General features: G+C 66.2%; 25 protein-coding genes. 21 read left to right on the top strand and 4 right to left on the bottom strand.

Annotated elements, in window-relative coordinates:
* Positions 1–19: 19 nt before the first annotated feature.
* Positions 20–901: a phytanoyl-CoA dioxygenase family protein gene (locus tag ADBZ9O_RS28935; RefSeq protein ID WP_526526752.1), complete on the top strand. Its 882-nt coding sequence runs from the start codon at positions 20–22 to the stop codon at positions 899–901.
* Positions 898–2,226 (top strand): glutamate-1-semialdehyde 2,1-aminomutase, encoded by a 1,329-nt coding sequence (locus ADBZ9O_RS28930; protein WP_526526751.1) that lies wholly within the window; start codon positions 898–900, stop codon positions 2,224–2,226. Before ADBZ9O_RS28935 ends, ADBZ9O_RS28930 begins: the two co-directional genes overlap by 4 nt.
* A 6-nt stretch (positions 2,227–2,232) precedes the next feature.
* Here the strand turns inward: ADBZ9O_RS28930 and ADBZ9O_RS28925 are convergent, their stop codons facing one another.
* Positions 2,233–3,024, bottom strand: coding sequence for a DUF3109 family protein (locus ADBZ9O_RS28925; RefSeq protein ID WP_526526750.1), 792 nt, complete (start codon positions 3,022–3,024; stop codon positions 2,233–2,235).
* Positions 3,025–3,179: 155 nt separating this feature from the next.
* On the opposite strand from ADBZ9O_RS28925, the gene ADBZ9O_RS28920 reads away from it, so the two are divergent.
* The 9 genes from ADBZ9O_RS28920 (at position 3,180) to ADBZ9O_RS28880 (ending at position 10,961) form a co-directional block, all read left to right on the top strand.
* Complete coding sequence (locus ADBZ9O_RS28920; RefSeq protein ID WP_526526748.1) at positions 3,180–4,196, top strand: Ppx/GppA family phosphatase; 1,017 nt, start codon at positions 3,180–3,182, stop codon at positions 4,194–4,196.
* Complete coding sequence (locus ADBZ9O_RS28915; protein WP_526526747.1) at positions 4,193–5,320, top strand: Rv0497 family membrane protein; 1,128 nt, start codon at positions 4,193–4,195, stop codon at positions 5,318–5,320. The genes ADBZ9O_RS28920 and ADBZ9O_RS28915 overlap by 4 nt, the downstream gene beginning before the upstream one ends.
* Before the next feature lie 19 nt (positions 5,321–5,339).
* The gene (locus tag ADBZ9O_RS28910; protein WP_526526746.1) at positions 5,340–6,185 is read left to right on the top strand and encodes a sugar phosphate isomerase/epimerase family protein; all 846 of its coding nucleotides are present in this window, start codon (positions 5,340–5,342) and stop codon (positions 6,183–6,185) included.
* A 35-nt stretch (positions 6,186–6,220) separates the two neighbouring features.
* A complete protein-coding gene (locus ADBZ9O_RS28905) occupies positions 6,221–7,054 on the top strand; it encodes an acyl-CoA thioesterase (RefSeq protein WP_526526744.1) in 834 nt (277 codons plus the stop codon).
* A gap of 36 nt (positions 7,055–7,090) precedes the next feature.
* Positions 7,091–7,969 (top strand): pyrroline-5-carboxylate reductase, encoded by an 879-nt coding sequence (gene proC / locus ADBZ9O_RS28900; protein WP_526526742.1) that lies wholly within the window; start codon positions 7,091–7,093, stop codon positions 7,967–7,969.
* A gap of 138 nt (positions 7,970–8,107) precedes the next feature.
* Positions 8,108–8,371: a helix-turn-helix domain-containing protein gene (locus ADBZ9O_RS28895; RefSeq protein WP_526526741.1), complete on the top strand. Its 264-nt coding sequence runs from the start codon at positions 8,108–8,110 to the stop codon at positions 8,369–8,371.
* Between the two features lie 140 nt (positions 8,372–8,511).
* Complete coding sequence (locus ADBZ9O_RS28890) at positions 8,512–8,613, top strand: 30S ribosomal protein bS22 (protein ID WP_003402602.1); 102 nt, start codon at positions 8,512–8,514, stop codon at positions 8,611–8,613.
* 157 nt (positions 8,614–8,770) lie between these two features.
* Positions 8,771–9,859: an SDR family oxidoreductase gene (locus tag ADBZ9O_RS28885; RefSeq protein WP_526526739.1), complete on the top strand. Its 1,089-nt coding sequence runs from the start codon at positions 8,771–8,773 to the stop codon at positions 9,857–9,859.
* A gap of 19 nt (positions 9,860–9,878) precedes the next feature.
* Positions 9,879–10,961 (top strand): lysophospholipid acyltransferase family protein, encoded by a 1,083-nt coding sequence (locus ADBZ9O_RS28880; RefSeq protein WP_526526738.1) that lies wholly within the window; start codon positions 9,879–9,881, stop codon positions 10,959–10,961.
* Between the two features lie 119 nt (positions 10,962–11,080).
* Here the strand turns inward: ADBZ9O_RS28880 and ADBZ9O_RS28875 are convergent, their stop codons facing one another.
* From ADBZ9O_RS28875 to ADBZ9O_RS28865, 3 genes are all read right to left on the bottom strand, one after another.
* Positions 11,081–11,983 carry a cyclopropane mycolic acid synthase family methyltransferase gene (locus ADBZ9O_RS28875; RefSeq protein ID WP_526526736.1) on the bottom strand — a complete coding sequence of 301 codons (903 nt, stop codon included), beginning with the start codon at positions 11,981–11,983 and terminating at the stop codon, positions 11,081–11,083.
* An 11-nt stretch (positions 11,984–11,994) separates the two neighbouring features.
* The gene (locus ADBZ9O_RS28870; protein WP_526526734.1) at positions 11,995–12,495 is read right to left on the bottom strand and encodes an FAS1-like dehydratase domain-containing protein; all 501 of its coding nucleotides are present in this window, start codon (positions 12,493–12,495) and stop codon (positions 11,995–11,997) included.
* Positions 12,496–12,584: 89 nt separating this feature from the next.
* Positions 12,585–13,481, bottom strand: a complete 897-nt coding sequence (locus ADBZ9O_RS28865) for an HAD family hydrolase (protein WP_526526732.1) — start codon at positions 13,479–13,481, stop codon at positions 12,585–12,587.
* Between the two features lie 96 nt (positions 13,482–13,577).
* Between ADBZ9O_RS28865 and ADBZ9O_RS28860 the strand changes: the two genes are divergently transcribed.
* From ADBZ9O_RS28860 to ADBZ9O_RS28815, 10 genes are all read left to right on the top strand, one after another.
* Positions 13,578–13,850, top strand: coding sequence for a glutaredoxin family protein (locus tag ADBZ9O_RS28860; protein WP_526526730.1), 273 nt, complete (start codon positions 13,578–13,580; stop codon positions 13,848–13,850).
* Between the two features lie 113 nt (positions 13,851–13,963).
* Complete coding sequence (locus ADBZ9O_RS28855) at positions 13,964–15,334, top strand: glutamyl-tRNA reductase (RefSeq protein ID WP_526526728.1); 1,371 nt, start codon at positions 13,964–13,966, stop codon at positions 15,332–15,334.
* Between the two features lie 24 nt (positions 15,335–15,358).
* On the top strand, positions 15,359–16,285 hold the full coding sequence (gene hemC / locus ADBZ9O_RS28850; RefSeq protein WP_526526726.1) for a hydroxymethylbilane synthase: 927 nt from the start codon (positions 15,359–15,361) through the stop codon (positions 16,283–16,285).
* Positions 16,286–16,302: 17 nt separating this feature from the next.
* Positions 16,303–18,018, top strand: coding sequence for a bifunctional uroporphyrinogen-III C-methyltransferase/uroporphyrinogen-III synthase (locus ADBZ9O_RS28845; RefSeq protein WP_526526724.1), 1,716 nt, complete (start codon positions 16,303–16,305; stop codon positions 18,016–18,018).
* Positions 18,019–18,035: 17 nt separating this feature from the next.
* Positions 18,036–19,016, top strand: a complete 981-nt coding sequence (hemB, locus tag ADBZ9O_RS28840; RefSeq protein ID WP_526526723.1) for a porphobilinogen synthase — start codon at positions 18,036–18,038, stop codon at positions 19,014–19,016.
* On the top strand, positions 19,013–19,453 hold the full coding sequence (locus ADBZ9O_RS28835; RefSeq protein WP_526526721.1) for a hypothetical protein: 441 nt from the start codon (positions 19,013–19,015) through the stop codon (positions 19,451–19,453). The genes hemB and ADBZ9O_RS28835 overlap by 4 nt, the downstream gene beginning before the upstream one ends.
* Before the next feature lie 20 nt (positions 19,454–19,473).
* Positions 19,474–19,884 carry a hypothetical protein gene (locus tag ADBZ9O_RS28830; RefSeq protein WP_526526719.1) on the top strand — a complete coding sequence of 137 codons (411 nt, stop codon included), beginning with the start codon at positions 19,474–19,476 and terminating at the stop codon, positions 19,882–19,884.
* 31 nt (positions 19,885–19,915) lie between these two features.
* Entirely contained in the window at positions 19,916–20,470 is a 555-nt protein-coding gene (gene mce1N, locus ADBZ9O_RS28825; RefSeq protein WP_526533616.1) for a transport-regulating membrane protein Mce1N, read from the top strand.
* Between the two features lie 26 nt (positions 20,471–20,496).
* On the top strand, positions 20,497–20,751 hold the full coding sequence (locus ADBZ9O_RS28820; protein WP_526526718.1) for a hypothetical protein: 255 nt from the start codon (positions 20,497–20,499) through the stop codon (positions 20,749–20,751).
* A 37-nt stretch (positions 20,752–20,788) separates the two neighbouring features.
* Complete coding sequence (locus tag ADBZ9O_RS28815; protein ID WP_526526716.1) at positions 20,789–22,954, top strand: heavy metal translocating P-type ATPase; 2,166 nt, start codon at positions 20,789–20,791, stop codon at positions 22,952–22,954.
* Positions 22,955–23,092: the final 138 nt, after the last annotated feature.

The raw sequence follows: 23,092 nt of genomic DNA, 5'->3' as shown, positions 1-23,092 counted from the left end.
GAGATCCAGGAGAACCGATATGACCATCGTCTACGCGAACCCGGACTGCACCGACGAGCAGCGTCGCGCCCAGCTCTACGACGGGCACGTCATCACCTATGCGGCCAGCCCGGCGTCGCTGGCCCTGATCGAGCATGCCCGCGTGCTGATCGCCGAGGCGTTCGGCGCCAGGGATCCACAGACCGCACAGTACGATCTGCCGGTCGAGGAGTTCTCGGCACTGCTGGCCGAACTGAAACCGCGGTTCATTCACCACCCGACATCGAAGGAATGTCTGCGCGCCCTGTTGAAAGAGCACGGATGTGACAGCCAGGCAACGTACTTCGACGTGCCACGGCTGCGGACCTCGACATCGGATGACTACCTCACCTCGGGCATCTCCTATGCGTTCCATCCACACCGCGACACCTGGTATTCAGCACCGTTCAGCCAGATCAACTGGTGGATCCCGATCTTCCCCGTCGTCGCCGACAACGTGATGGCCTTCCATCCTCAGTACTGGGGCGCCGGGGTGAGGAACGGCTCGCGGCGCTATGACTACTACGAGTGGAACCGCACCAGCCGGATGACGGCGGCCCAGCACATCAAGACCGACACCCGGGACCAACCGCGACCGGAGGAGCCGCTGACGCTGGAACCGCAGCTCCGGTTGGTTCCCGAACCCGGTGGGGTGATGTTGTTCTCCGGCAACCAGTTACATTCCACCGTGCCCAATACCTCAGGTCGCACCCGGTTCAGTATCGACTTCCGGACGGTCAACGTCGACGACGTGGTCACCCGGCGGGAGGCGCCCAATTTCGACTCCGAATGCACCGGGACGACGTTGCGTGATTTCCTGCGGGTCAGCGATCTGCAGCCGATCGACGAAGCCGTGGCGCTGGCCTACGAGGGCAAGCTGTGACAGAGCCGCCACAGTTCGAGCAGTCCGCCAAACTGCAGGCCCGCCTGCATGATCTGGTGCCTGGGGGCGCGCACACCTATGCCCGCGGCTCCGATCAGTACCCCGAGTTCATCACGCCGATCCTGACCCGCGGCCACGGCGCCAGGGTGTGGGACGTCGATGGCAATGAATACGTCGAATACGGTATGGGACTGCGGTCGGTCACCCTTGGGCACGGCTACCGTCCGGTGGTCGACGCGGTCTCGGCGGCCATCGCCGGCGGCGTAAACTTCAGTAGGCCAACGGAACTGGAGTTGGCCGCCGCGGAGGACTTCCTGAATCTGGTGCCCGGCGCCGATATGGTGAAATTCGCCAAGAACGGCTCCGATGCCACCACTGCCGCGGTGCGGTTGGCCCGCGCGGTGACCGGCCGAATCACCGTCGCCATCTGCGAGCAGCCCTTCTTCTCCACCGATGACTGGTTCATCGGCACCACCGCGATGAACAGTGGTATCCCCGAATCCTCTGCAGCCGTGCGGTTCCGGTACAACGATCTGGACTCGCTGGCGGCGGTGCTGGCTGCCGGCGATATCGCGTGCGTGATCCTGGAACCGGCGACGGCCACCGCCGAACCCGCACCCGGTTTCCTCGAAGGCGTCCGGGCACTGTGCGACCGGTACGGCACCCTGCTGGTCTTCGACGAGATGATCACCGGGTTCCGCTGGTCGGCGCACGGCGCGCAGGAGATCTACGGCGTCCGGCCCGATCTGTCCACCTGGGGCAAGGCGATGGCCAACGGTTTCCCGCTCGCCGCGCTGGCGGGCCGTCGCGAGTACATGGAACTCGGCGGTCTGCGCACGGACCGGCCCAGGGTCTTTTTGTTGTCGACCACGCACGGCCCGGAAACGTCCGCCCTTGCCGCTTTTCGTGCCGTGGTCACCGCCTACCGCACCGGCGATCCGGTCGGTCAGATGGAACGGGCGGGGCGCAGGCTGGCCGACGGTGTCAACGCCGCGGTCGCTGCGGCCGGGCTGGGGGAGCACCTCGAGGTCATCGGACGACCGTCGTGTCTGGTGTACGTGACCCGCGACGCCGGGGGAGTGCCGTCCCAGGCTTACCGCACCCTGTTCCTGCAGGAAATCCTGCGCCGCGGGGTGCTCGGGCAGTCGTTCGTCACCTCGGCCGCGCACACCGATGCCGATATCGATCAGACGATCGCGGCGGTGGCGGCAGCGCTGCCGGTGTACCGGCAGGCGATCGCCGCGGGTTCGGTCTCCGGTCTGCTGCAGGGCCGTCCGGTGGCACCGGCAATCCGTGCGACCGCTCACCCGCGCGCGGTGGACTGACCCCGACTAGTCGAGTTCGTGCCGGTCGGCCGCGCGCGTGGCCGGGTGGATCGCGATCAGCCCTAACCCGTTGCGCCGCTTGCACATTGCGGCCAGCTCGGCATAGGCCTTCTCGCCGAGTAGTTCGGTCAGCTCGGGTGCATACGACTGGTAGACCTGTTTGGCCCCGATATGCGCGGCCGGATCACCGGTGCAGTACCAGTGCAGGTCTTCGCCACCGGAACCCCACCCGCGCCGATCGTATTCGCCGATGGTGGTCCGCAGGATCTCCACCCCGTCGGGTCGAGTCACCCACTCCTGGCTGCGTCGGATGGGCAGCTGCCAGCAGACTTCCGGTTTCATCGTCAGGGGTTCGACACCCAGCTTGAGCGCCTTGCTGTGCAGCGCGCAGCCGATACCGCCGGCGAAACCGGGACGGTTCAGAAAGATGCAGGCGCCCTTGTACTTTCGGGTCCGAAGATTGGGCTTGTCATCGTATTCGTCCATCTCCAGGTAGCCCTTGCGGCCCAGGCCCTTGTCGCGGTACTGCCAGTCCTCGTCCGTCAACTGCCCCACGGCGTCATCGAGTTTGGCGCGGTCGTCGTCGTCGGAGAGGAACGCACCATGGCTACAGCAGCCGTCATCGGGTCGGTCGACGACGGTGCCCTGACAGGCCGGGGTGCCGAATACGCAAGTCCAGCGGGATAACAACCAGGTCAGGTCGGCGGCGATCACATGCTCGACGTTGTCCGGGTCGTAAAACTCCACCCACTCCCGCGGAAAGTCGAGTTCGACCTCACCGGGGTGTGTGGACGTCATGTTCTGGCCTTTGCGCAGGCGCTCGTAGCGGACGCTTCCACGGGAGGTAACGCTAGACGAAGATTCGCCGCGCCGTACTGGCGGCGCGCCTGGCTAGTCTCTGCGCACCGCGCTCCTGGTAAACCCGCACACCTTCCCCGGTAGGGTTGGGATCCGTGCGATTGGGCGTGCTTGACGTGGGCAGCAACACGGTTCACCTATTGGTGGTGGACGCACGCCGTGGCGGCCACCCCACTCCGATGAGTTCGACCAAAGCCGCGCTGCGGTTGGCCGAGGCGATCGACAGTTCCGGCAAGCTCACCCGCAAGGGTGCCGACATGCTCGTCTCCACCGTCGACGAGTTCGCCAAGATCGCCGCCAGTTCGGGCTGCATCGAGTTGATGGCCTTCGCCACCTCGGCGGTCCGTGATGCGAAAAACTCCGAAGAAGTGCTGGCGCGGGTACTCGGCGAGACCGGGGTGGCCTTGCAGGTCCTCTCCGGTAAGGACGAGTCGAGGCTGACGTTCCTGGCCGTGCGGCGCTGGTACGGCTGGAGTGCGGGCCGCATCATCAACATCGATATCGGCGGCGGATCACTTGAGCTGTCCAACGGCGTCGACGAGGAACCGGAGGTGGCGATGTCGCTACCGCTGGGCGCTGGGCGGCTGACCCGCGAATGGCTGCCCGATGATCCCCCCGGTCGCCGCCGGGTGGCGATGCTGCGCGATTGGCTCGACAACGAACTCTCCGACGCGCGCGCCGTCGTGCTCGAAGCGGGCAGCCCCGACCTGGCTGTCGCGACATCCAAGACGTTCCGATCGCTGGCCCGACTCACCGGTGCGGCGCCGTCCGGGGCGGGTCCGCGGGTGAAAAGAACGCTGACCGCCAACGGTCTCAGACAGCTCATAGCCTTCATCTCTAGGATGACCGCGGCTGACCGTGCAGAGTTGGAAGGGGTGAGCGCCGAACGCGCGCCGCAGATCGTGGCCGGCGCGCTGGTGGCGGAGGCGAGTATGCGAGCGCTGTCCTTGGATTCCGTGGATATCTGCCCCTGGGCGCTGCGCGAGGGACTGATCCTGCGCAAACTCGACAGCGAAGCCGACGGAACCGCTTTGGTGGAGACGCTGGTGGGGGATGCTGGAAGCCGGCTAGCGGATCGGCGTGACAACCGGTCGAGAGGCAACAGACGATGACAGGACCTGAAGACGGGGCCAGCAGCACCCGGCCCATTTCCGTGGCCGAACTGCTGGCCAAGAACGGAACGATCGGCGCGGCCCCGCCAGGAGGGGGACGGCGCCGACGTCGTCGTGGCAACAGCGATGCGGTGACCGTCGCCGAGCTCACCGGCGAGATCCCCATCTACCGCACCGGCGCGATACCGATCGTCGAGAGCGAACCGGATGTCGACGCAGACGTCGTCGCGCCGGAGCCCGTGCCGGAAGCGGCCGAGCCCGCAGCGGACGTGGCGCCGCAACCACCCGTCGCCGAAGGCGTCCGAGAGGCCATCCGCGGCAACGGCAGCAACGGGTCAGCGCCCACCAGCGTGGCGAAAACCTCGAGCCGTCCTGAGCTGTCCGACCAGCCGATCCCGCGACGCGGTCGCGATACCGCCCTGGAGCGCAGCGATTACCCACGACCTGGGCGATTCCCGCGGACGGAGGCGGTCGCCGGCGCCGAGCTGATGAGCCCGGACCCGGTCGCCGAGCTCACCGCGACCGACGTCGATGCCGAGGCCCTCGATCCCGACGCCCTCGATCCCCAGCTGGGCCTGGAGCTGGACACTGCCGGGGAGGTCGAGGACACCGACGTCGACGAGGACGCCCAGCCAGATGAGCTCGGCATCGGCGACGCGTCATATCTGCAGTCATATCTGCGCTCCACCAGTGGGCCGCTCTACAGCGGCCAGACGGTCGCCGACGACTTGGCGCGGGGCGGCTCCGAGGATGCCGACCTGCTGGTCGATCTCGGCGACGACGACGACGTCGCTGAAGCGCTCGAGGTCCATGACGACGATGACGTCGAGGTGTTCGACGATGCCGAGCAGCTGTCCAAGGGACAGTTGGTGCTGCGCGGCTGCTGGGTCGCCCTGCAGTCGATCATCGCGGTCGTCTTCGGCGCCGGGTTGTTCATCGCCTTCGACCAGTTGTGGAAGTGGAACAACATCGTCGCGCTGGTGCTGTCGGTGCTGGTCATCCTCGGCCTCGTGGTGGGTGTCCGCGTCGTTCGCAAGACCGAGGACATCGCCAGCACGCTGATCGCGGTCGCGGTCGGTGCGCTGGTGACTCTCGGACCGTTGGCACTACTGCAGTCGAACTAGCCGGTCGAACTCCCAGCCCGTGCGTCCCGCGATCAAGGTCGGTCTCTCGACTGCCTCGGTTTATCCACTCCGGACCGAGGCAGCGTTCGAATACGCCGCCAGACTGGGCTACGACGGAGTCGAGCTAATGGTCTGGGCCGAGACTGTCAGCCAAGATATCGACGCGGTGCAGAGGCTCTCCGAGCGTTACGAGATGCCGGTGTTGTCCGTGCATGCCCCGTGCCTGCTGATATCGCAACGCGTTTGGGGTGCCAACCCCATTCCCAAGCTGGAGCGCAGTGTGCGCGCCGCGGAGCAACTGGGCGCGCAGACCGTCGTCGTGCACCCCCCGTTTCGCTGGCAGCGGCGCTACGCCGAGGGGTTCAGCGAGCAGGTCGCCGAGTTGGAAGACGCCAGTGACGTCCTGGTCGCCGTGGAGAACATGTTCCCGTTCCGGGCGGACCGGTTGTTCGGGGTGGGGCAGTCCTCGATCGAACGGATGCGTCGCCGCGGCGGGGGCCCTGGGGTGGGTATCTCGGCGTTCGCGCCCTCCTACGACCCGCTCGACGGCGAGCACGCGCACTTCACCCTTGACCTGTCCCACACCGCGACGGCCGGTACCGATGCGCTGGAGATGGCGCAGCGGATGGGCTCCGGTCTGGTGCATCTGCACCTGTGTGACGGGTTGGGGTCGTCCGCCGATGAACACCTGGTGCCCGGCCGCGGCACCCAACCGACCGTTGAGGTGTGCCAGCTGCTCGCTGGGAGCGATTTCGCCGGCCATGTGATCCTTGAGGTCACCACGTCCGATGCCCGGTCTGTGGCCGAGCGAGAGGCCTTACTGGCCGAATCGTTGCAGTTCGCCCGCACCCACCTGCTGCGCTGACACCCCGAAGCGCCGAACACCCTCAAAAGGATCACATGGCTTCCCCGTCGTTCTCCCATGCCATGAAACTCCAGCGCGCGGCCGATGGACCGCAGGGCCCCGTCTTTACCGGCGACCTGTCTCCGCACTGGACCATCGGCCCGAAGATTCACGGCGGGGTGATGTTGTCGCTGTGCGCCAACGCCGCCCACGCCGCGCTGGCGACAGGGGAAGTCGGCTCAGGCAGCGCCGAGCCGATCGCCGTATCCGCGAACTTCTTGTGGGCGCCCGACCCGGGGCCGGTGCAGCTTCTCACCACGGTGCGCAAACAGGGCCGCCAGGTCAGCCTCGTCGATGTGGAGCTCAAGCAGGGGGACAGAACAGCCGTGCGGGCCGCCATCACGTTGGGTACGCCCGAACATCACGTCCCGCCGCTGCTGTCGATCAATCCGGTGATCGACCGGATGAGCGTGGCGCCGCCGCCGGAGATCGAGCCGATCGGCCCCGGTCATCTGCTGGCCAAGATCAACCACCTGGCCGACGGCTGCGATATCCGGCCGGACCTGTCCGGCCTGCGAGCTGACACCGGGGAGGCGCCCATCTCGCGGATCTGGGTGCGGCCTCGTGACGAGGCGCCCGATGCGCTGTTCGCGCTGACCTGTAGCGATATTTCGATGCCGGTCACCTTCGCGGTGGGCCGCACCGGCTGGGCGCCGACGGTCCAGCTGACCGCCTACCTGCGTGGCGCGCCTGCCGATGGCTGGCTGCGGGTGGTGTGTACGGCCACGCAGATCGGTCAGGACTGGTTCGACGAGGATCACACCGTCGTCGACAGCGAGGGCCGCGTCGTGGCGCAGAGCCGCCAACTCGCACTCGTACCCGCTCCCTAACCTGCACCCGCGCGGGCGACCGATAGGGTTTCCCGCATGGCCAGAATCGCGATTATCGGCGGCGGAAGTATGGGTGAGGCTCTGTTGGCAGGCCTGCTCCGATCGGATCGACACGCCAAGGACATGGTCGTTTCCGAACGGATGCCCAGCCGGGCCAAGTACCTGTCGGAGACGTACTCGGTGCAGGTGACCTCGTCGGTGGTAGACGCGGCCGAGAATGCGACGTACGTGATCGTGGCGGTCAAACCCTCCGATGTCGAGTCCGTCGTCACCGCGATCGCCGATGCGGCGGCCAAGTCCGACTCCGACAGCGTCGAGCAGGTGTTCGTGACCGTCGCCGCCGGTGTCACGACCGCGTTCTACGAATCGAAGCTGCCCGCCGGGTCCCCGGTCATCCGGGTGATGCCCAACGCGCCGGCTCTGGTCGGCGGCGGCGTCAGCGCATTGGCCAAAGGCCGGTTCGCCACCGCCGAACAGCTCAGGGAAGTCTCGGCCCTGTTCGATTGCGTCGGCGGTGTTCTGACCGTGCCGGAGAGCCAGTTGGACGCCGTCACGGCGGTCTCCGGCTCCGGCCCGGCCTATTTCTTCCTTTTAGTCGAGGCGTTGGTCGATGCGGCGGTCGCCGTGGGACTGCCCCGACCGGTCGCCACGGACCTGGCTGTGCAGACCATGGCAGGGTCTGCCGCGATGTTGCTGGAGCGTCTCGATCAGAACCGGGAAATCGCGGCGGACGGCGGCCTCGGCGGCGGCATCGACACCACTGCTGCCCAGCTCCGTGCCACCGTGACCTCCCCTGGTGGGACAACGGCCGCCGGATTGTTGGAGCTGGAGCGGGGTGGTTTGCGGGCTGCGGTGGCCGCTGCGGTGGACGCGGCAAAGCGTCGCTCAGAGCAGCTCGGAATCACATCCGAGTAGTTCACTAATTTTCAACTGATTACCCCACACCCGTCGCAGTAACCCCATCTGCCCCGCTATTCTCCTCGTGTATGCATGCGTTCGTGCCAGCGGTGGGGAAGCCGCTGGAACTGGCCGTGCCTTATCGATTGGGTTGCGATGACGTCTAGTAACGGGCCATCGGCGCGGGATTCTGCTGGCAAGAACGCGCGGGACATCGGCGGTCCGGACGGCCAGCAGGTCGCCCGTACTCAGTTCCTCACTGTCGCGGAGGTCGCTGGCCTCATGCGGGTCAGCAAGATGACCGTGTACCGACTTGTACACAACGGTGAACTGCCGGCCGTCCGAGTCGGGCGCTCCTTCCGCGTGCACGCCAAAGCGGTGCACGACCTGTTGGAAACGTCGTACTTCGACGCTGGCTAGCCTTTTCACCCGGCTCTTCGGCGCCCGTTGGCGTCGTTTGTCGGTCGGTATCCCAAGCCCTGTTTTCGGTTTGCGGCCACCTCTTGGGTAAGGTGGCCGGGTTCAGTCGTGCGATTAGCGGTAGGTAGGCAGCGAAGTTCATGGGTTCAGTCATCAAGAAGCGGCGCAAGCGTATGTCGAAGAAGAAGCATCGGAAGTTGCTTCGCCGCACCCGGGTCCAGCGCAGAAAACTGGGTAAGTAGCCCCTGCGGGGCTGGCTCGGACGGCTCAGTGCCACCCTGCCCGGTGATCGATGCCGGGAGGGTTGAGCACTTCAGGAGCACTCCGGGCGACCGTCGGGCCATCTGGTCGTTTCTTTCTGGTAACGCCTGAGTGTGCACCGACCGGTAACCTATCGGAATGGATTCAGGACGCGATGGCGACAGCGCCCTGCCCGGGAACCCTCCGCATCATCCGAAAGTCGTGTTGGTCACCGGTGCCTGCCGTTTCCTCGGCGGGTATCTGACAGCACGGCTGGCGGCCAATCCGCAGATCGACAAGGTCATCGCGGTGGATGCGGTGGCGCCGAGCAAGGACCTGCTGCGACGCATGGGTCGCGCTGAGTTCGTCCGCGCAGATATCCGTAATCCCTTCATTGCCAAGGTCATTCGTAATGGTGATGTCGATACGGTGGTGCACGCCGCGGCGGCCTCATATGCCCCGCGTTCCGGTGGCCGGGCCACGCTGAAGGAAATCAACGTGATGGGCGCGATGCAGTTGTTCGCGGCCTGCCAGAAGGCGCCGATGGTGCGCCGGGTGGTGTTGAAGTCGACCTCTGAGGTCTACGGTTCCGACGCATTCGATCCGGTGATGTTCACCGAGGACAGCAGCAGTCGGACACCACCGGTTGAGGGTTTCGCTCGCGACAGTATCGATATCGAGGGTTACGCCAGGGGACTCGGCCGCCGTCGACCTGATATCGCGGTCACCATCCTGCGGCTGGCGAACATGATCGGGCCCGCGATGGACACCGCCCTGTCCCGTTACCTGGCCGGGCCGTTGGTGCCCACGGTGGCGGGCCGCGATGCGCGCCTGCAGCTGCTCCACGAGCAGGATGCCCTTGGGGTGCTGGAGCGGGCCACGATCGCCGGTAAGGCGGGCACGTTCAATGTGGGTGCCTCGGGAATCATCATGATGTCCCAGGCGGTCCGGCGGGCAGGCCGTCTTGCGGTACCCCTGCCGACCTTCGGGGTGTATCTGGTGAATTCGCTGACGAGGAAGGCTCGGGGCACCGATCTCAACAGCGACCAACTCTCCTATATGAGTTACGGCCGGGTGATGGACACCTCTCGGATGCGCACCGAATTGGGTTATCAGCCGAAGTGGACCACGATGGAGGCGTTCGACGATTACGTGCGCGGTCGTGGTTTGACTCCGATAATCGATCCACGGTGGGTACGCTCGGTGGAGCAACGCGCGGTGTCGGCAGCGCAGCGCTGGGGTGGGTAGCTAATGAATACAAACGGGTGTGGGAAGAGTGGCCATGGCAGGTGAGTCCAAGGCGAAAGTGATTCCGCTGCATGGCAATTCGAGCCGAGCGGCGGCAGCGCGACGCGCGGGCCAGCGAGCCGACGCGGCCCGTCGGCATCCCTCACTTCTCTCCGATCCGGATACGCATGCCTCGGCTGACCAGATGGCTGCGGTGGTCCGCGAGATCGATCAGCACCGCAACGCGGCAAGCTTTGCCTCCGCTGAGGACGCCGGCCCCAACGACCTCGCCCTAGGTATCGCCGCAGTTGCTGAATTCGCACGCAAACGACTCACCGGCGATTACGTCGTCGACGAATTCGGCTTCGACCAACACCTCAACAATGCGGTCTTCTTGCCTTTGCTGAGGTTCTTCTTCACATCCTGGTTCCGGGTTGAGGTCAGCGGTATCGAGAACCTGCCCGAGACCGGTGCGGCTCTGGTGGTGGCCAATCATGCCGGGGTGTTGCCGTGGGACGGCCTGATGGCATCGGTAGCTGTGCACGATCACCATCCGACCCAGCGTGACCTTCGTCTGCTGGCCGCCGACATGGTCTTCGACATGCCGGTGCTCGGCCAGGCCGCGCGCAAGGCAGGCCACACCATGGCCTGCACCGCTGACGCGCATCGACTGCTCGCCGGTGGCGAGCTCACCGCGGTCTTCCCGGAGGGTTACAAAGGGCTCGGCAAGAACTTCGCGGACCGCTACAAACTGCAGCGATTCGGTCGTGGTGGTTTTGTCTCGGCCGCGCTGAGGACCAAGGCGCCGATCGTGCCCTGCTCGATCGTCGGCTCCGAAGAGATCTACCCGATGATGGCTGACGTGAAATTGCTGGCCCGACTGCTGGGGCTGCCATATTTCCCGATCACACCGATGTTCCCGCTGGCCGGGCCCCTTGGGCTGGTGCCGTTGCCGTCGAAGTGGCATATCGCATTCGGGACGCCCATCGAGACGGCCGATTACGACGATTCCGCGGCTGACGACCCGATGGTCACCTTCGAGCTGACCGACCAGGTGCGTGAGACCATTCAGCAGACGCTGTACCAGCTGCTGGCCAACCGCAGGAACATGTTCCTCGGCTGACTGAGGCGACGACGGGTGCCCTCGGCGAACTTTTCATCGCCGAGAATGAAACTAGGCGAACATTCGGCGGCGAGGGTTGGCCCAGCTTCACGTTCGAGGTGAAACGGGCGGCGGAAAGCTCAGCCCTTCACCAGGGTGAACTGGCAGATATCGGTGTAGCCCTCGGTGAAGAGTTCGGCGCAACCGGTCAGATAGCGCATGTACCGGTCGTAGACCTCTTGTGACTGGATCGCGATCGCCTCGTCCTTGCGAGCCTCCAGCGCCGCCGCCCAGATCTGCAACGTGCGGGCGTAGTGCAGGCGCAATGGCTGAACCCGCTCCACGCGAAAACCGGCCCTGCGCGCATGCTCTTCGACGTCGGATACGAACGGTAACCGGCCGCCGGGGAAAATCTCGTCCATGATGAATTTGAAGAACTTCAGCTTCGTCATCGTCAGCGGCAGCCCGCGCGCCTTGAAGTCAACGTCGCTGGGCTTGACGATGGTGTGCAGCATCATCGCACCATCGGAAGGCAGTGCGTTATAAGCCATTTCGAAGAAGGCGTCGTAGCGGTCATCGCCGAAGTGCTCGAAGGCGCCGATGGACACGATTCGGTCGACGGGTTCGCTGAACTCTTCCCAGCCCTGCAGCCGGACCTCGGCGCTGCGACCGGAGCTGCGGACCACCTCGGAGTTAGCCAGCTTCTTCTGCACATGCTCATGCTGATTTTCACTCAGCGTCAGGCCGATCACGTTGACGTCATGCTTTTCCACCGCGCGGTGGATCGTCGCGCCCCAGCCGCAGCCGATATCCAGCAGCGTCATTCCGGGCTTGAGATCGCATTTGCTCAGTGACAGATCCATTTTCGCGTACTGCGCTTCTTCCAGCGACATGTCGTCGCGTTCGAAGTACGCACAGCTGTAGGTCTGCGTGGGATCCAGGAAGAGCCGAAAGAAGTCGTCAGACAGGTCGTAATGCGTCTGAACATCCTCAAACCGCGGCGTCATATCGCGGTCAGTCGGTTGCTCGTTGGCCTGGGTCATAGGGGCCGACACTATGCTCCGCCGATCCTGGAAGCAATTGCGGCAACCTGTGCATCGGTGTGCTCATCGCTGATGGCCTCGCCCAGCATGGTGACCACAGTGGTCAGTACCGGCTTGCCCTCTTCGTCGGTCACCTCACTGCGTAGTTCAGCGATCACCGCACCGTGGGACTGGGTCACTGAATCCAGGTAGGAGTCGAAGTACAGCTTGTCGCCGGCGACGATCGGCCGATGGAACTTCAGCTTCTGGTCGCGGTGGATCACCCGCGCCATGTTGATTCCGACGTCGAAATTCTTGAACATCTCCAACTGCACCCGACGTCCGGCGACCGCGATGAATGTGAGCGATGCCACTAGGCCGGGATAGCCCGACTCCTTAGCCACCGCCTCGTCGTGGTGGATGGGTTGGTCGTCCTTGAGTGATCGCGCGAACTCGCGGATCTTCTCCCGGCCGACCAGAAAGTGGTCGTCGAGGCGGAAATGCGTCCCGATGATCTCTTGGGCAATGGACATGCTGTTGGTGTGGTCCCTTGATCGACACTTCAAGTGCTGTTCAGCCCGGCAGCCTACCAAAAATCGCGAATGGGCCCGGCGGGCGGTTTTCAGCCGTCGTGACGCCGCGAGGCGATCGCGGCCAGCGCGCCACCGGCGGCACCGAGTGCCAGCGCCGACGGCACGCCGATGCGGGCGGCCTTGCGGGCAGTCCGGAAATCCCTGATCTCCCAGCCGCGCTGTCGGGCGATATCGCGCAGGTCAGCGTCGGGGTTGATCGCGACAGCGGTACCGACGAGCGTGAGCATCGGCACGTCGTTGTAGCTGTCCGAATAGGCCGCGCAGCGACGCAGGTTCAGACCTTCCCGGATCGCCAGCGCCCGTACCGCGTGCGCTTTGCCCGGACCGTGCAGGATCTCGCCGACCAGTCGTCCGGTGAAAACCCCGTCGACGGATTCGGCGATCGTGCCCAGCGCTCCGGTCAGCCCGAGGCGTCGGGCGATCGTCGCGGCCAGCTCGTAGGGCGTGGCGGTGACCAGCCACACCTGCTGGCCGGCGTCGAGGTGCATCTGGGCCAGATCGCGGGTGCCCTGCCAGATCTTGTCGGCGATGATCTCGTCGTAGATCTCCTCGCCGAGCGCCACCAGCTCCGCAGTGGGGCGTCCCTCGATGAAGGCCAGCGCCTTCTGCCGGCCCTCGGCGACGTCGTCGCTGTTCTCCCGGCCGGTCAGCTGGAATTTGGCTTGGGCATAGATGAATCCGAGGACGTCGCGGTAGGTGAAGTACTTGCGCGCGGCCAGCCCGCGGGCGAAATGCACCATCGACGATCCGTGCACCAAGGTGTTGTCGACGTCGAAAAAGGCCGCTGCCGTCAGGTCGGCGGGCGGTGCCTCGGGTTCGGCCGCACCGTCTTCCAGGCGTTCCAACCCTTCTAAGGCCTTGCGCGCGCTGGCCTCGCCGGCGAGGCCGTGCGCGTCATCGGTATGGCTACCAAAAATCGAAGACATCGCGGACCCCCTCCCGTTCCGGCCTGGGCGCAGTGCTGCTGCGCTCCAACCCTAACTAAGGCCGGGCCGTCAGCACGAAGTGACAGACTGTTTCCCGTGAGCCGCGCGCATGTGGAGCTGTTGACCCGCGGCGGGTGCAGCATCTGTCAACGGGTCTACGAGCAGTTGGTCACCCTCGCCGATGAGCTGGGCTTCGGTCTGAGCACGCGCGACGTTGACGCCGAAGCTGCTGCGGGCAACAAGGCCCTACGGGCTGAGTTCGGTGACCGGTTACCGGTGGTGCTGCTCGACGGTGTGGAGCACAGCTATTGGGAGGTCGACGAACCCCGGCTGCGGGCTGATCTGGCCGCGCGGCCCGACGTCGAGTGAATCTGAACCGATCAATTTGGTGTCGTTGCTGGTAAACGGCTACCGTGGATTCCAGGTTTCACTGAATATTTCTTCACCCTTAGCGGCAAGGGAGCGGGCTAGGTGATGGCGCTGTGAGTGTCCTGCTGTTCGGGGTGTCGCATCGCAGTGCGCCGGTCTCCGTTCTGGAGCAACTGTCCACCGATGAGTCCGATCAAGCCAAGATCGTCGACCAGGTGCTGCAATCACCGTTGGTCACCGAGGCCATGGTGCTCTCTACCTGCAACCGGGTCGAGGTGTACGCGGTGGTCGAGGCATTCCACGGTGGTCTTTCCGTCATCGGTCAGGTGTTGTCCGATCACTGCGGCCTGCCGCTGGGTGACCTGACCAAGTACGCCTACGTGCGGTACGCCGAGGCGGCTGTCGAGCATCTGTTCGCCGTCACGGCCGGCCTTGATTCGGCGGTCATCGGTGAAGCGCAGGTACTCGGCCAGGTCCGCAGGGCCTACGCAACGGCCGAGGCCAACCACACCGTGGGACGAACCCTGCACGAATTGGCGCAACGCGCGCTCTCGGTGGGTAAGCGGGTGCATTCCGAGACCGGGATCGACGCCGCAGGTGCGTCGGTGGTGTCGGTGGCGCTGGGGATGGCCGAGACCCGACTCGAGGGCCTGGCCGGCCGCTCGGCCGCCGTGGTCGGCGCAGGTGCCATGGGCGCGCTGTCGGCAGCGCATCTGGTGCGGGCCGGGATCAGCACCGTGCACGTGGTCAACCGGTCGGTGCCGCGGGCGCAGCGCCTCGCGGCGAACCTGCGTGAGCAGGGTGTGATCGCTCACGCGCACAGCCTCGACGACCTCGCGGTGGCCCTGGCCGACGCCGACGTGGTGATCAGCAGCACCGGTGCGGTCCGCCCGGTGGTCTCGCTGGCCGATGTGCACCTTGCCCTGGCCCAGCGGACTACCAGGGTCGGGCAGCAGCGCCAGTTGGTCGTCTGTGACCTCGGAATGCCACGCGATGTCGACCCCGCGGTGGCCGGTCTGCCTGGGGTCTGGGTCGTCGATATGGACCGTATCCAGCGGGAGCCGTCAGCTCGCGCGGCCGCCGCCGACGCCGACGCCGCCCGCCAGATGGTCGCCGGCGAAGTTGCCACCTACCTGGCCGGCCAGCGGATGGCCGAGGTCACCCCAACGGTCACCGCGTTGCGCCAGCGCGCCGCCGACGTCGTCGAGGCGGAGTTGCTGCGCCTGGACAATCGGCTGCCCGGCCTGGACATCACCCAGCGCGACGAAGTCGCCCGCACGGTCCGCCGCGTGGTCGACAAGCTGCTGCACGCGCCGACGGTGCGGGTCAAGCAACTGGCCAGCGCCCCCGGCGGGGACACCTACGCCGAAGCGCTGCGCGAACTGTTCGAGCTCGACCCGACTGCCGTCGACGCCGTCGCCACCGCCGGTGAATTACCGCTTGTGTCAACGGATCTCGACATCATCATCGAAACGCCCGAGTAGCACTTGCCTGACACTGAGAGCCGAGTGATACGAATCGGCACCCGGGGCAGCCTGCTGGCCACCACGCAGGCGGGCACCATCAGGGACGCTCTCATCGCCCGCGGGCAGGCCGCGGAACTGGTGATCATCTCCACCGCGGGCGACCAGTCGTCGGCCCCGATTGCCGATATCGGCGTCGGAGTGTTCACTGCCGCGCTGCGTCAAGCCATCGACGACGGCCGGGTGGATATGGCTGTGCACTCCTACAAGGATTTGCCGACGGCCGAGGATTCCCGGTTTGTCATCGCGGCCATACCGCCGCGCGAGGACGCCAGAGATGCCCTGGTCGCCCGCGACGGACTGGTGCTTGGGGAGTTGCCAGCGGGTTCGGTGATCGGCACGTCGTCCGTGCGGCGGGCGGCGCAGCTTAGAGCACTGGGTCTCGGTTTGGAAATTCGCCCCCTACGAGGCAACCTAGATACCAGGTTGAACAGGGTAAGTAGTGGTGATCTTGACGCCATCGTGGTGGCCCGGGCGGGTCTAGCTCGCATCGGTCGCCTCGGCGATGTCACAGAGACGTTGGAGCCGGTTCAGATGTTGCCGGCGCCGGCACAGGGAGCGTTGGCGGTCGAGTGCCGTTCCGGCGATACCTGGCTCACCGAACTGTTGGCGGAGTTGGATCACGCCGACAGCCGGGAGGCCGTCACCGCAGAGCGGGCCCTGCTCGCCGAACTGGAAGCGGGTTGCTCCGCACCGGTGGGCGCGATCGCGGAAGTGGTCGAGTCCATCGATGAGGACGGTCGCATCTTCGAAGAGCTGTCACTGCGCGGATGCGTGGCGGCGGTGGACGGATCTGACGTGATCCGCGCGTCCGGGATCGGAACCCCCGGTCGGGCACGGGAGCTGGGGCTCTCCGTGGCCGGGGAGTTGTTCGAACTGGGTGCGCGCGAGCTCATATCGGACGCGCGATGAGAGCAGGAGTTCACAAGATGACCCCCCAAGCTGGTGTGCGACGCAAGCCGAAGCCTGGCCGCATCATGTTCGTCGGATCAGGACCGGGTGACCCGGGACTGCTGACGACCAGAGCGCGGGCAGTGCTGGCCAATGCCGCGCTGGTGTTCACCGACCCCGATGTGCCCGAACAGGTACTGAGCCTTGTTGGTTCGGAACTGCCGCCGACCTCGGGGCCCGCGCGCGCCCCTGAGAACCGTGCCGCACCAACCGAAGCGGCGCCCAACCCCGACGGCTCGCCGTCACTTGATGCCCCAGTCGCCGACGAGGTCGCGGTTGTCGTCGCGTCCGCCACCGTCTCGCAGGGGCCCGATATTCGGCCCGCCCTTGGTGATCCGGCCGAAGTGGCCAAGACGCTGGCGCATGAGGCGCGACTCGGTGTCGATGTGGTGCGGCTCGTGGCCGGCGACCCGCTGTCGGTGGACTCGGTGCTCGCCGAGGTCACCGCCGTGGCCAAGACGCAGCTGAACTTCGAGATCGTGCCGGGACTGCCTGCCACCACCGCGGTTCCGACCTACGCCGGCCTGCCGCTGGGTTCGTCGCACACCGTCGCCGACGTGCGCGGTGATGTCGACTGGGCTGCGCTGGCCGCAGCACCCGGCCCGCTGATCCTGCACGCCACGGCATCGCATTTGGCCGAGTCGGCCCGAACGCTGATCGAGTACGGACTGGCCGATTCGACCCCGTGCGTGGTCACCTCACAGGGCACCACCTGCGCCCAGCGCAGTATCGAGGCGTCCCTGCATGAGTTGACCGACCGCGCCGCCATCGGCGCTTCCGATCCCGCCGGCCCGATGACCGGTCCGCTGGTGGTCACCATCGGCAAGACCGTCGCTCACCGCGCCAAGCTCAACTGGTGGGAGAGCCGCGCCCTGTACGGCTGGACCGTACTGGTGCCGCGCACCAAGGATCAGGCCGGCGAGATGAGCGACAAGCTGGTCTCTCACGGCGCCCTGCCGATCGAGGTACCGACGATCGCCGTCGAACCGCCGCGTAGCCCCGCCCAGATGGAGCGCGCCGTCAAGGGTCTCGTCGACGGCCGCTACCAGTGGGTGGTGTTCACCTCGACCAACGCCGTGCGTGCGGTCTGGGAGAAGTTCGGCGAATTCGGTCTGGACGCCCGTGCCTTCTCGGGAGTGAAGATCGCCTGCGTCGGTGAGGCCACCGCAGATCGGGTGCGCGCCTTCGGGATCAGCCCCGAGCTGGTGCCTTCGGGTGAGCAGTCCTCGCTCGGCCTGCTCGACGAATTCCCGGACTACGACGATATTTTCGATCCGGTCAACCGGGTGCTGTTGCCGCGGGCCGATATCGCGACCGAGACCCTCGCCGAGGGGCTGCGTGAACGCGGTTGGGAGATCGAGGATGTCACCGCGTACCGGACGGTGCGGGCCGCACCGCCGCCAGCGCAGACTCGCGAGATGATCAAGACCGGTGGGTTCGACGCCGTCTGCTTCACCTCGAGCTCGACGGTGCGCAACCTCGTCGGCATCGCCGGTAAACCGCATGCGCGCACCATCGTTGCCTGCATCGGGCCTAAAACCGCTGAAACTGCAGCCGAATTCGGGTTGCGCGTCGATGTCCAGCCGGAGACCGCCGCCGTCGGACCGTTGGTGGAGGCACTGGCCGAGCATGCCGCCCGGTTGCGTGCCGAGGGTGCGCTGCCGCCGCCGCGTAAGAAGAGTCGGCGGCGCTAGGTTAGGGAGTCTTCGCTGTGTCGTCTTTGACGCATCGTCCACGCCGGCTCCGTTCCACCCCTGCGTTGCGTCGGCTCGTCGCCGAAACAACTGTGGAGCCAAGGCATCTGGTCCTGCCGATGTTCGTCGCCGACGGGATCGACGAACCTACGCCCATCTCGTCGATGCCGGGGGTTTTTCAACACACCAGGGAATCGCTGCGCCGCGCCGCCGCTGATGCGGTGGCCGCCGGAGTCGGCGGTCTGATGCTGTTCGGTGTCCCGCGCGATGCCGATAAGGACGCGTTCGGCTCAACGGGTATCGACTCACACGGCATCTTGAACGTGGCGCTGCGTGATCTTGCCAAGGACCTCGGTGATGACACGGTGCTGATGGCCGATACCTGCCTCGACGAGTTCACCGATCACGGGCATTGCGGTGTGCTCGACGAGCGGGGTCGCGTCGATAACGACGCCACCAATCTGCAATACGTGAAACTTGCTGTCGCGCAAGCGGAATCGGGGGCGCACGTGGTCGGCCCCAGCGGGATGATGGACGGTCAGGTGGCAGCTATCCGCGAGGGGCTCGACGCCGCGGGGCACACCGACGTCATCGTCTTGGCCTATGCGGCGAAGTTCACCTCGGCGTTCTACGGACCGTTTCGCGAGGCGGTGGCATCGAGTCTGCAGGGGGACCGGCGCACCTATCAGCAGGACAGCGGCAACGGACGCGAAGCGCTGCGCGAGATCGAACTCGACCTCGCCGAAGGCGCCGACATCATCATGGTCAAACCGGCAATGGCCTATCTCGATGTGGTCAGGGCTGCCGCCGAGGTGTCGCCGGTGCCCGTCGCCGCTTATCAGGTCTCGGGTGAGTACGCGATGATCGCCGCCGCCGCGGCCAACGGCTGGATAGACGGTCGGGCCGCCGCGCTGGAGACGTTGACCAGCATCCGACGCGCCGGCGCCGATATCGTGCTGACCTACTGGGCGGCCGATGTTGCGGGCTGGCTCGCGTGACGGCACCGCACACCCCACCCCCTCCTGGCCATCCCGAGTCGCCGCCGCCGCGCCCGGCCGATGTGGACACCGGTTTCTGGCTGTGGGTGATTGCCTTACCGCTCCTGGTGATCGGCTACATCGTCGACGCCGCGACGCTGCCGACGGGGAGTTCGGCGGTCGTGTTGGTGATCACCGGTTTGTTCGTCACCGTGCTCGCCGCGGTGGTGGTGACGTTCCTGATCTTGATGCGGCACGGCTACCGATGGACCAGGACGGTGCTCACCGGTGGCGGGCTCGTCGGGATCGTCTCGGTGGTGAGTGGGTTGTTCAATACCGAACGACCGGCGGTCGCCGCGGTGGTTTTCGCGGTCACCGGCATTGTCGGTGCGGTCCTGATCGCCGGCGGTATCTTCCTGTTGCACCGTAAGGACGCCCAGGAGTTCTTCACCAGGTGACCGGTTAGGCTGGCCCGACCATGACAGCAACCCCCGCCGATCGTCCCCGCACGGTCACCGCCGCGTTTTGGTTGTGGCTGCTGTCAGTAGTGCTATTGGTGTTTTATGGTCTCTTTGTGGTGTCTGTCCCGATCGCCGGGCCTGCGCTTTTTCTTCGGTTGAGCGGCGCCATCCTGATCGTCACCGGGATAGCCCTCGGCTATCTAGCCGGTCGCGTCCGCACCGGCGACTGGCGCTACGCCAGGGCAGCGGTGGCATTGTCGATGGCATTGGTGCTGTTTCTGAGCGTCCTGTTGGCAATTCAGATGCTGGGCCTGCTGGTCGCCCCGGTGGTGTTGTTCTTGATCGTCGCCTCCGGGTTGGCGGTGCGCTCGGCGAGTGCGGCCGCCTGGTTCGGGGCGAGTAAAACCGGAGAACCGTCCGGTGCCTGATCGCGATCCCGGCTCCGACACCGGTACGCCGGTGGCGTCGGAGGTGCCCGCGGAGCTGCTGTTCGTCGAGCGCGGTGCCAGCTGGAACTGGGTGCTGGCCGGACCGGCCGCAGCACTGGCGATGTTGCTGATTCAGATCACCAGTGGCGTCGGGGTGCAGGTGATCGTTCCGCTGGCCTTTCTCGTCCTGGTCTCGGGTTTTGTCACCGTGCAGGTCAAGGCGGCCCGGATCCATACCTCGGTCGAGCTGACCCGGGAGTATCTGCGCCAGGGCACCGAGACGATCCGGGTCGACGAGATCACCAAGATCTACCCGGCCCCGCAGACGTCGTCCGGCCCCGGTAGCTATTTCGAGCGCAAGTATCTGGGGTCGACGAACAAAGCAGAGAAGGCAGAGCTGGAGAAGTGGCAGTCGGCGCACGCCCTCGGCGAGCTGACCGGCGTTCCGCGCGGGCGTACCGGCATCGGCCTCAAGCTCAAACGTGGTCGCACCGTCCAGGCCTGGGCGCGCAACCACCAGCAGTTGCGGGCGGTACTGACCGGATTGGTGGAGGAACGCGACGGGGTGACGGGGGCGCAACTGTGACGGTTACCGCGGCCAAGCGTCGGGTCATGGCCGTGTTCGTGTTGGCAGTCCTGGCCCTGGCCGGCGCGGTCTGGAGTGCGTGCAACGTCCGGTCGATCGTCGATGTGGCACCGATCATCGCTGGTGAGCGGGCCACGACCTCGGCGGCGTATGACCCCCCGATGTTGATATTGACCTTGTTCTTGGTGACGGTGTCCGCCGTGCTGGTCATCATCGCGGCGGCAGCGTGGCGGCGCATCACCCGCAGCCAGGTGATCATCTCGGCAGCCGCCCCGGAGTAGCCCTTGCCAAGATACCCCCTGGGGGTACCATGGCGGGATGGCTACTTCTGTATCGGGCCGCACTTCCACCGATCTCGAATTGCGCGGTATGACGTGTGCGTCGTGCGCGGCGCGGGTCGAAAAGGGACTCAACGACATCGCCGGCGTCCGAGCCACGGTGAACTTCGCCGTCGAACGCGCGCACGTCGAACATGACGCGACGGTGTCACCCGCCGATTTGGTCGACGCGGTCGAGGCCACCGGATACCACGCCGAGGTGCTCGGCAGCCCGGATGCACAGTTGCCCGACGAGGGGTCCGCTGATACCGAGTTGCGCGCACGCCTGATCGTGTCCGCGGTGCTCGCTGTCCCCGTCGTCGCGTTCTCGATGGTGATGGCCTGGCAGTTCACCGGCTGGCAATGGCTGGTCCTGGCCCTGACGACGCCGATCGTGGTGTGGGGTGGCTTCCCGTTCCACCGGGCGGCCGTGCGCAGCGCCCGCCACGGCGCGTCCACGATGGACACCCTGGTCTCCCTTGGCACTCTGGCCGCCTACCTGTGGTCGGCCTTCACGGTGGTGCAGCAGGCGCTCGTGCGGGATGGTAGTCACGCGCACGGCCACCTGTACTTCGAGGTTGCCGCGGCAGTCACGGTGTTCCTGCTCGCGGGCCGGTACGCCGAATCCCGCGCGAAGCGCTCTGCCGGTTCGGCGCTGCGGGCACTGCTGTCGCTGGGCGCCAAGGACGCGATGGTGTTGCGCGATGGTCTTGAGGTCCGGGTCCCGATCGACGACCTGCGGGTGAACGATGTGTTCGTCGTGCGGCCGGGGGAGCGGGTGGCCACCGACGGTGTGGTCATCGACGGCGCCTCCGCGCTCGACATATCGGCCATGACCGGTGAATCCGTGCCCGCCGATGTGCGGGCCGGTGACCGGGTACTCGGTGGCGCGGTGAACACCTATGGCCGCATCCAGGTGCGGGCAACCCAGGTCGGTGCCGATACGCAGTTGGCGCGGATGGGCCGGATGGTCACCGATGCGCAGAATGGCAAGGCGTCGATTCAGCGGCTCGCCGACCGGGTGTCGGCTGTCTTCGTGCCCGCGGTGCTGGCGGTCGCCGCGCTGACGGTCATCGGTTGGCTGATCGCCGGGGCGCCGGTATCGACCGCGTTCACCGCGGCGGTCGCCGTGCTGATCATCGCCTGCCCGTGCGCGCTCGGGCTGGCCACGCCGACGGCGATTCTGGTCGGCACCGGCCGTGGCGCGCAGCTGGGTGTGCTGATCAAAGACCCGCAGGTGCTGGAGACCGTTACCGGTATCGATACCGTGGTGCTGGACAAAACCGGCACCATCACCACCGGCGTGATGAGCGTCAGCAGTATCGACGCAGCACCGTTCGAGTACCCCGACGTCGTGCTGGCGTACGCCGCCGCGGTCGAGGCCGCCTCCGAACATCCCGTCGCCGCAGCGATCGTCGCTGAGGCCAGGGGGCGGGGTTTCTCGCTGGCGGATGTCACCGATTTCGTGAACGAACCAGGGATTGGGGTGTCCGGAGTCGTGAAGGGCAGCCGGGTGTCAGTCTCCCGCGAGGGGTCGATCAAGGGTGTCGACTTGTTGGCGCCGCCTGAGGTCGGTACCGGTGTCGAGGTTGCGTGGGACGGTCAGGTCCGCGGCGTGATCCGGCTGACCGATAAGGCCAAGCCAGGCAGCGCGGCGGCGATCGCCGAACTGACCGCCATGGGGATCACGCCGGTTCTGCTGACCGGGGACACCGAGGCCGTCGCGCAGAAGGTGGCCGACGAGGTCGGAATCGGCCGGGCGAATGTGATCGCCGGCGTGCTGCCCAGCGGTAAGGCCGATGTAATCAAGCGCCTGCAGGCCGAAGGCAAACGGGTGGCGATGGTCGGCGACGGCGTCAACGATTCCCCGGCGCTGGCTACCGCAGATATCGGGATGGCGATGGGCACGGGCACCGATGCGGCCATCGAAGCCGGTGATGTCACGCTGGTTCGCGGTGACCTGCGGACCGTGCCGCTGGCGCTGCGGCTGTCGGCCCGCACCCTGCACACGATTCGGGTGAACCTGTTCTGGGCGTTCGCCTACAACACCGCGGCGATCCCACTGGCCGCGTTCGGTCTGCTCAATCCGATGATCGCCGGGGCCGCGATGGCGTGCTCGTCGGTGCTCGTGGTGGCCAACAGCCTGCGCCTGCGCCGGTTCTCCTAGCGATTCGGGCGCGCAAACCCGCGGTGTGCGCGGGTATGCGCGCCCAAATCACTCGTCGAGCGCGCCAGACAGAGTGCCCACTGTGTGCGCGCAAGTGTGTGCGCTCTGGCCGATGATCGTCGCTTCCTCGTCCCCCAC

Origin of the sequence: Mycobacterium sp. (assembly GCF_965229105.1) — a bacterium.
Classification (GTDB): domain Bacteria; phylum Actinomycetota; class Actinomycetes; order Mycobacteriales; family Mycobacteriaceae; genus Mycobacterium.
Note: the sequence above shows the minus strand (reverse complement) of the source record. Positions and strands in the feature narration are given on the sequence as shown.